This window comes from Flavobacterium sp., from assembly GCF_044368625.1.
Taxonomy (GTDB): Bacteria; Bacteroidota; Bacteroidia; order Flavobacteriales; family Flavobacteriaceae; genus Flavobacterium.
This window is the reverse complement of record NZ_JBIPPD010000129.1, coordinates 1-9,368: the sequence shown is the minus strand read 5'-3', so window position 1 is coordinate 9,368 and position 9,368 is coordinate 1. Positions and strand designations below refer to the sequence as shown.

5 protein-coding genes and 1 pseudogene are annotated in these 9,368 nt (G+C 36.4%); 2 read left to right on the top strand and 4 right to left on the bottom strand.

The features are described from left to right. A pseudogene (locus tag ACIQ2X_RS10425) lies at positions 1-107 on the top strand (IS1595 family transposase); the annotation flags it as partial. Positions 108-530: 423 nt separating this feature from the next. On the opposite strand, the gene ACIQ2X_RS10420 reads toward ACIQ2X_RS10425, so the two are convergent. From ACIQ2X_RS10420 to ACIQ2X_RS10410, 3 genes are all read right to left on the bottom strand, one after another. Continuing rightward, positions 531-1,013, bottom strand: a complete 483-nt coding sequence (locus tag ACIQ2X_RS10420) for a DUF4199 domain-containing protein (protein WP_396178868.1) — start codon at positions 1,011-1,013, stop codon at positions 531-533. Continuing rightward, positions 1,006-1,428: a DUF1801 domain-containing protein gene (locus ACIQ2X_RS10415; protein ID WP_396178867.1), complete on the bottom strand. Its 423-nt coding sequence runs from the start codon at positions 1,426-1,428 to the stop codon at positions 1,006-1,008. The genes ACIQ2X_RS10420 and ACIQ2X_RS10415 overlap by 8 nt, the downstream gene beginning before the upstream one ends. A 281-nt stretch (positions 1,429-1,709) precedes the next feature. Next, the gene (locus ACIQ2X_RS10410; RefSeq protein ID WP_396178866.1) at positions 1,710-6,866 is read right to left on the bottom strand and encodes a fibronectin type III domain-containing protein; all 5,157 of its coding nucleotides are present in this window, start codon (positions 6,864-6,866) and stop codon (positions 1,710-1,712) included. A gap of 287 nt (positions 6,867-7,153) precedes the next feature. Here ACIQ2X_RS10410 and ACIQ2X_RS10405 point away from each other — a divergent pair, with 287 nt between their 5' ends. Then, positions 7,154-8,611, top strand: a complete 1,458-nt coding sequence (locus ACIQ2X_RS10405) for a glycosyltransferase (protein WP_396178865.1) — start codon at positions 7,154-7,156, stop codon at positions 8,609-8,611. 58 nt (positions 8,612-8,669) lie between these two features. Here ACIQ2X_RS10405 and ACIQ2X_RS10400 read toward each other — a convergent pair whose 3' ends face one another. After that, positions 8,670-9,227, bottom strand: a complete 558-nt coding sequence (locus ACIQ2X_RS10400) for a DUF6642 family protein (RefSeq protein WP_396178864.1) — start codon at positions 9,225-9,227, stop codon at positions 8,670-8,672. Positions 9,228-9,368: the final 141 nt, after the last annotated feature.

Below are 9,368 nucleotides of genomic sequence, written 5' to 3'. Positions count from 1 at the left end.
AAAACTTACAACTGTATCTGAACGAGTTTGTTTATAAGCTAAATCGCAGATATTTTGGTGAGAAAATCTTCGATAGACTAGTGATAGCAAGTATTACAGGAGTATGATTAAAAACGGATATGCATTAAAAATTAGATATAAACTTGAATGTAGCTTTTGCATAGGTTTTTTTTGGGGCACTTTTTGAAATAGAATTTGTTATTTCTTTTTTTGTACATCAAGTTAGAGAGAGCGCTTTTAGTAATTTGAGAGGTATCGTAATAGATTTAGTAACTTTAGTTTCTGTTAAAGGTAAACACAAACAATTGGGAACTGGTAGGATTACCAATATCATTATGGTTTATTTTCAAATAATTGATAAATAGTGGTTTATTTAAATTTTAAGGAGTTTTATTCACCTAATTTTTTTGTAAAATCTCAGATTTATATTTGATAATAAAAGATAATATTGTGCAGAGAATTGTTTCAATCCCTCCCGATTGTATTTCACCCCAATACAATGGTAGACGACTTTACATTTAAACTAAGATTTATTTTTTTGTTTTTAAAAAAAGCATTACAATTGATGAAGTTACAATACCCATTACTAGGGAACCAATAGCGCCTTTTAGGGCATAGTTTGGATAATTGAAATTTGCCTCTGCTTCTTGCTTTGTTGCATAGTATCCAATTTCTACCGAACGTTTAATAACGTTTGGAAAATATTCTGGCGAAATTATATAAGATGTTATGTATTGGGTTAAGGGACTAACGAACGCTATAAATAGTGACAAAAAAAATCCAGAAATTAAACCCTTGATGTAGGTGATTTTACCGCTGTAAAAATTATTTCTTTTATCCCTTAATGCCAAAACCATTACCCAAATGGCAGGAATAGCAAATAAGTTAGTCAAATAAATGTGGTAATCAATATAAGTGCTGTGCAATCCAGTTGTTTTTTCTAAAGCCATCCATATTAGTCCCACAACTGAGAAAATAACCGCCCATTTAAATTCTATTTTTAGATTATTCATACTTTGCTTTCAAAAAATTAATTGTTGATCGCATCAAATCTTTTAGTATCTCTACATTGATATCGGAAAGTTTATTCACATAAATACAGCCTTTGCCCATTTTGAATTTCCCTAATTTTGTAAGCAACTCATCTTGTGCTTCTCCACCTGAATATACATATAATGAAATTGCCGCTTTACGAGGTGAAAATCCTACTAATGGCCAATCTCCTTCTTGACGACTTTTTTCGGATTTGTAGTGGTACTGTCCAAATCCAATCATAGTCGATCCCCACATCTTAGGTTCAAAACCCGTGAAATAGCTCATTATTTTAAGTAATTCTAAACTGTCTAAGCGCTTTTGTTCCGTTGCTGCAAATGAATTTATAAATGCTTCAACGTTCAAATCGGTTTGCTTTGTTTTAATCTCTGCCATTGTTGATTACTTTATTTTAAACAATTTGGATATCATTTCAATTTAATAATTTAAACGAATTTGTATTCTTAACGTTTGATATTACAACGAAAATACAAATATATTTGTTAGTTCAGTACATCAATAAGGTGGAATTAATTGCAATCGTTTGATGATTTTGAAAGTATTCGTTACCAATTTAATATTTTTTTGTATTTGAAATGAATTCAGAATAAAGGTATAAAAAAAGCTGTTCCTTTTGAGAACAGCTTTAATTAATGAATAATAAGCTTTTAAAGAAGTTATTCCTTAATCACTTTGATTGTTTGTGATTGACCACCGCTCGTAACACGAACTAAATAAGTTCCAGAAGCTAAATTGGACATATCCACTTGACCTTCCGTAGCATTGATCTTTTTTACTAACATTTGTTGGCCTAAAACATTATAAACGGATACATCTGAGATGTTTTCGTTAAAACGAATATTCAAGTTATCTTTAACTGGGTTTGGATACGCTGTGAATGTTTTTTTATCGAAATCAACATTCGATAAATTAGTTTCAAATGCAACATTATCTACAAAAAAGTCATAATCCTGAGTATCATCTACAGTTCCATCGCTTGCAAATAATGCAAATCGAACTTGGCTTGCAGCAGCTACAAAATCATAAGAGTATTCTTGCGAAGTATTCAAGACATTGCTTGCAGCATTAAAGGTATGAACTTCTGTCCACGTAACTCCATTGTCAGTTGACATTACAACTTTTACAAAGTCGTCAGAACCCATTGCTATTTGTCCAGTTTCGTTCCAAACAGTAACTCCATAATTGAATGAAAAAGTGTAGTCATTTCCAACTGTGGTATTCATTGGAGGTGCAATTAACCAGCCAATTCTATTTGTTGAAAATAAATTAACTTTTACAGCTCCTGTCGCTCCAACATTTAAAAATCCATCAGCTAACCAAATTCCTGCTGCACTTCCAGTTGGACCTGTGGCAACGGTACCAGCACCAGCAGTTGACCAACAAAGAGGCACAAACGTATCGAAATTTTGAGAAAATGGCGCATCGAATACGGCACATGGTGTTGTTAATATCCCAGCACCCGACCAAGAGCTGATTTCACTAGTACTGCATAAACTTCTTACATAAACTCTATAAACTGTTGCAGGTGTTAACTCAGTTAAATTAACTGTTGTTACTCCCGTTGCAACTGTACCAGTAGGAACTGTTGTTGCATTCGGAGCTTCGGTTGCAGTAGTAACGAAATAATCATATCCATTTGCTGGTGCAGGAGTTATTGCCGTCCAGTTTACAGTAGCAGAAGTTGCAGTAACATTGGCAGAAGTTGGTGCTAATGGAGCTGCACAACTTGGTGTAACTTCCAATTTAAAATCATCAAAAGCAATGTACCATGGTGATGCAGACGGTTGATTTACGCGAACTGCAAAGTAATATACTCCTGTAGTTGTTGGAACAATTGTATTACTCACTAAACCATAGGGTTGAATTACATAGGTTCCAGTTCCAGAAGCTGTAGTTGTTACTCCTAATTGAGTAGCTCCGTTACTGTTTTGCACTGTGTTTTGAAACACATCTACTGTCCAACCTAATGCTCCGTCTCCTTGCATATAAAAACTGAAATCATAACTTACCCCGGCAGTCAATTCGAATCCTGGAGTCCACATAAACTCGTTAGTTGCCGACCAAGAATTTCTAATGTATTTGGTTCCTGTTCTTGGAGTGTTGTAAGTTCCAGTAACGGCACTTGCCCAATCTCCATTTTGTTTAAACCAACATGGAGGGAATGCGGTAGTACTAACTGTAGTGATGCCCTCAAAACCTTCTGTCCAAGGAAAAGTAGTAATTGGCGCACAGGCTGTAGTAAATGTGAGTGGAGTTGAATAAACTCCAAAATTGGTACCACATTTTGCTCTTAACCAAATTTTATAAGTAGTTGATGGAAGTAATCCAATCAAGTTTACTTGTGGAGTTCCCGTAACCTCTACTGGAGTCAATGTCAATGGGTCTGTATCTGTACTCGATCCCAAAACGTATTCCCAAGTTGTTTCTGTATCACCTGCAGACCAAGATATTGAAGCACTGGTATCAGTTGCACCAACAAATGTTGGAGTATTAATGTCCGCACAGGCTGGTTTTACTTCCCAAACCACATCATCAATATACACTGCATAAGAAACTGGAAGTCCCGTGTTTCTGAATGCCAGCGTATTAATTCCTGCTGGAATATTATTTGGAGTAATGCTAAATTGTAACGCAGAAGCGGCCAACGTACCTGGCAACACAATATTCTGAACTGCTACAAATGAACTTAAATCAGCTGCATTTGTAAAGTAGCCTACCTCAAGAGATTGGTTTGCAACTGTGGAATAGGCTTTAAATTTCAAACGGTGAGTGCCTGCTTGCAAATTTGAAACAGGAGGCATCATTGCTATTGCAACTGTAGGAGTAGCAAGCGTTCCATTGGCAAACATGTACAAACGATTTGGTGCTGTTCCTGGTGCAATACCACCTGTAGTTACATTAGTAGTGCCATTTCCAGCACGCATCCAACACGCTGGCATTGGAACTGTAGTCCCTGTAGGAGAGGTGTCAAAATTTTGAGAAAATTCAGTAACTGGCTCACATGCAGTAAGGAATGTTGCAGCTTGTGAAAAAGCTCCTAAATTAGTACCGCAAACAGAACGAACCCACACTTTGTAGTTCGTAGACGGTAGTAAACCAATAATAGTTGCTTGAGGATTTCCTGTTACATCAACAATTGGGGTTAATGTTAAGGGGTTTGTTTCAGTAGCCAAACCGTAAACGTATTGCCAAGCCGTTTCCGAGCCGCCTGGTGTCCAAGTAATGTTGGCCGTTGTGCTTGTTGAGCTTCCAAATACAACTGAATTAACATCAGGACAAAGTGGAATTGGTTCCCAAGTAACGTCGTCAATATACAAAGTTGTAGAAGCAGGTAAACCTGCATTTCTGAAAGCGAAAGTAGTTATACCAGCTGGTACACCTGAAGGAATGTAGGTATATATTGCTGCAGTTGCAGCAGTGATAGCTGTAATGTTGATTGTTTCCAATTGAACATAAGAAGTTAGATCAGTCGGATCAACAAAATACCCAATTTCTACCGTTTTATCAGCGGCACTTGCATAAGCTCTGAATTTTAGACGGTGAGTACCGGCTGATAAATTTGAAACTTCTGGCATCATTGCAATCGAAACAGTTGGAGTAGCTAAAGTACCATTTGCAAACATATACAAACGATTGGGAGGAGTCATTGGCGCAACACCACCTGTAGTAATATATGTTTGCCCGTTTCCTGCTTTTGCCCAACAGTTTGGTAATGGATTTGCAGATCCTGTTAATGTATAACTGTCAAAGTTTTCTGAAAAAGTAGTTACGGGTGCACACAAAGTAGTAAATATTTGTGCACTTGACCAATTTCCAAATACGCCACTTCCACAATTAGAACGAACCCATAATTTGTAATTGGTGTTTGGTGTTAAATCAGTTAAAGTAATAAATGGATTACTAATTACATCAACTGGAATTAATGTACTTGGATTGGCCAATGTTGCTGGTCCGAAAGCATACTGCCATGCAGTTTCAGAGCCACCGGGTGTCCAACCAATATCTGCAGTTGTAGTTCCAATTTCGGCAATTTCAAATTCAAGAATATCTGGACATGTAGGGATTGGTTCCCAAACTACATCGTCAACATAAATTAAAGTAGTTCCTGTAAATGCACCACCGTTTACTCGAAATGCAATCGATTGTACCCCGGCTACAACAAACTCAGGAGTGTAAATAAATTCTGTTGCAGTCGCAATTGCTGTTGAAGGCATTGCAAATGTTTCCAAAACAACAAAATTAAGAGCATCACCACTTCCTTCGTAATAACCAACTTCTAGTGATTTTCCAGCAGTTGTTGAAAATGCTTTAAATTTTAAGCGGTGTGTTTCCGCTTGTAAATTTGAAACAGGAGGCATTACTGCGACTGCGTTTGTAGCTCCAGTAGCACTTGCACTTAAATAAAGTCTGTTAGGAGCCGATAATGGAGTAGCACTTGTTGTTGCAATATAACTCAACCCCGTATTTCCTAAACGACTCCAACAAATCGGTAAAGGATTTGCAGAACCAGTTAAGGTATAGCTGTCAAAGTTTTCAGAAAATGTCGCTACAGGAATACAAGAAGTAACAAATGTAAATGGTCCAGCCCAATTACTCAGGCCATCTGTTGTGCCGCAGTCTTGTCGCACAAAAAAGCTATATGCAGTACTTGGAAGAAGACCAGTTAAATTGTAAGATCCAGAAATTCCAGTAACCGTTGTACCAGTACCTTGAACAAATCCTTGCGTTCCCCATTCTAAATTAAATAACGATCCAGTACTTGTAAAACCTAATATTGCACTAGTTGTAGTAATTTCAGTGGCAGTTAACGCTGCAGGAGGTAAACACGTAGAAGGAGTCCACATAAAAGTTAATCCCGATGCAGGGAAATTAGCGTTATCTCTTGATACTGTTGAACCGTTAGCGGTTCCAACGGTTGTATTAGTCCATGGATTTCCTACAGCACCAATTCGGTTATTGAAATCCGTATTGGTAGCACCTCTTAAACCAATCTGGTTGGTTCGAGAAATGGTTGAAATATTAAAGTGATCGCCATAAACGATTTGAATCGTATTGGATGTTTCAGTTAATTTTAATTGAAAACTCAAGTAATTACTACTTGACGCAGTGGTAGCATAATCATTGTAACCCTCCCATTGGATGGTAAATACTCTGTTTGGAGCAACGCCATCAACTTTTGTAAAAACTTTTCCAGTACCCCAGCCAATGCTTGCAGCTGCTGTACTTGATGTAGAAGGCGTTGACATAGTGATGGTTCCTGCAGTTTCATCAAAAGCAGTAACCGTAGTACTTGCCGCTATACCACTTCCTGGTCTTAATAATTTTCCAATTTCAATTCCTTTGAAGGAAGCTACATTAGTGATGATGTTAGAACCAGTAGTAGTCGTCCCTCCAGTGTAAAACACACCCCAAAGGTCACGGTTCATTACCGCGATAGCTCCCGCATAGGCGGTACTTGCAGATATTACTGCACTACTTGTACTTGTGGGCGTGCCAAAAGTTGTTCCTCCATTTGAGTTCACGAAAATCGAACTATAATTCAAAGAATTATAATTAAAATCAAACGGAATTGTTACCTCCCAACCACTGGTATCATAAGTGGTTACAGCAGTTGCATCAGATCCAGTTACTAATGTTCCATCTGCAACAATACTTTGATACACACCTGTGGATTGACTAAAGGAGTAAGCATTTACTTGAGCCCTACCAAGCTGTCCAACGAGAAGGAGTAGGCTTAAACTGAGCCAACCTAGCCAACGCGCTGTTCTTTTTCTGCGATTTTTTTCAAAATCTAAAATTGTAAAATTCTTCATGGTAAATTTCTTTGTTAATAATCCAGCAAATTACTGCTAATTTTTTATTTAACCTCAAGTTTACATTTGTATAACAAATAACAATTTTCTTGTTTGATTTTGTTACAGTAAGAATTTTGCATTTAAACACAGTTTTGTGTGTAATTGTAATTTTAAATGGGTAATTTTTATACAATTTAGATCATCTAATTTTGAAAATGTTATTGATAATCAGTATTTTGTAAAATGGTATGAGACTTGGTTACTTGCTTGTAAGTTAAAAACAACTAGACATCAATTTCTAAATTATGAAAACAGAAGCTCTAAATAACCCAGCACTACATTTGGTTCTAAATAGTGACCAAATAGTTCCAAATCGTTCAGCGATGCTTACTGAAGAAAAAACGCAACAATCGATCGTTACCAAAACGCTTACAAGACAATCTATAAGAAACAGAATTGTAATTGCAGCAACCCTTATTTTATTGTTATCTGGATCCTCATTAGTATATTTTTTACAACCAGATTTTTACGCTTTTAATGAAAGTAGGATGAACTCTGTTTTTGGTATTGCATTTTTGATTTGTACTATTGCTTTATTGGGTTTTAAAATTTCCTTTTTAATTTACAACGTATCTTTATATTTTAAATACAAGCCAATCGAATCGGTTACAGACGAGCAATTGCCAACATGTACTGTAATTGTTCCCGCCTATAATGAAGGAAAGTTGGTGTGGCAAACCTTGCAAAGTATTGCAAATAGTGATTTTCCACATCATAAATTACAAATATTAGCGATTGATGATGGAAGTAAAGACGATACGTGGTATTGGATGACAAAAGCCAAAAAAGAACTAGGTGACCGCCTGTTTATATACCAACAGTCTGAAAATAAAGGCAAAAGACATGCTTTGTACCGCGGATTTAACTTGGCAACAGGTGAAATCTTTGTAACTATTGATAGCGATTCAGTCATTAAACCAGATACGCTTAGAAACCTCGTTAGTCCATTTGTAGTTCGTGAAAATTGTGGTGCAGTAGCAGGAAATGTAAAAGTGCTCAATCATAAAAAAGGCATATTACCAAAAATGCTTAATGTAAGTTTTGTAATGAGTTTTGAATTTGTGCGTTCTGCAGAAAGTCAGTTGGGAAGCGTTCTTTGTACACCTGGAGCTTTGGCTGCATATAGAAGCAACGCCGTTTTTGAATGCTTACCTGAATGGATCAATCAAACTTTTATGGGTCGACCATCCGACATTGGCGAAGACCGCGCCATGACCAATATGATTTTGAAACAAGGTAAAACAGTGCTTTTTCAGAAAAATGCGGTGGTATTGACCGACGTTCCAGAGCAATACAAAGGTTTGTACAAAATGTTTATCAGATGGGGCAGAAGTAATGTTCGTGAAAATATTGCTATGGCAAAATATGTATTTACTGATTTCCGAAAAGAATCTAAAGCAGGTGCCAGGTTACTGTTTCTAAATCAGTTTTTAAGCATTGTCATGACTTATCCGTTCTTTTTGTTTATGCTATTTTTTATTGCTATGCATCCACTTTTGTTTTTGAGTTCTACTCTTTTGGCAATTCTAATCGTTTCTAGTTTTCCAGTGTTGTTTTATGCTAAAAAATACAGTTTTTCAGAATCTCTTTGGGCATATTCATATAGCGTATTATACACGTTCGGATTGTTTTGGATCGCGCCATATGCCATTGCAACCGCTGGAAAAAGTGGTTGGTTGACGAGAGAATTATCTCAAAAATAAACTTTCCTACCTTTATATATATCTTTTAAGCCGCCCTAACCAAGCGGCTTTCCGATTTTTAATAGTACAATCTAAAATCTAGTGCTTTGCAAGCGGCGTAGTTTTTTTGATGCAGTAATTCGACTATTTCTGCCAAATCGGATTCGTCTTGACATAAACTAAAAAAAAGTTGGTCGAGCGGAAGACTTCCTACTGCAGTTGAACTCAATCCATATCCAGAAATTGCACGGGCACCAGAAACATCTAAAAAATACTGGGCTTCCTCTTGTCTCAAATCGAGGGGCTTGCTATTTGCAAAATGAATGATTTTACCTTTCATTTTTCCTTCAAAAAGTTCTGCAATTTCTTGCAAACTGTAATAGTAATTGTTAAGTTGGATACTGTGTTCTTCGCCTTGCATTACGAAATAAATGATTTCATATTCTCTAAAATGCTTGTCATCATAAACCAATGCGCCAAGTCGCTCTTCAAATTCTTCAATGCTGTCGCAATAGTTGTATATGCTGTCTATACCTTGTAAAGCCAGCTGTTCTAGTCCTGTTATGGTTTGTGTATTTTCTGGAAATTCTGAATCAGCAACTGCTTCAAGACAAAAAATAAATTTTTCAGCATTCATGAGAGGTCAATTTCATTAATGTATATCCGTAATTGCTCATATTTTTGTATATTTGTTTGATAGATAAATTATTGGGTATGAATATTTTTAGTTTTGGAGTCGAATTTAGTAGTGAAGCCAATTGTATTGCGCATTTTAAAG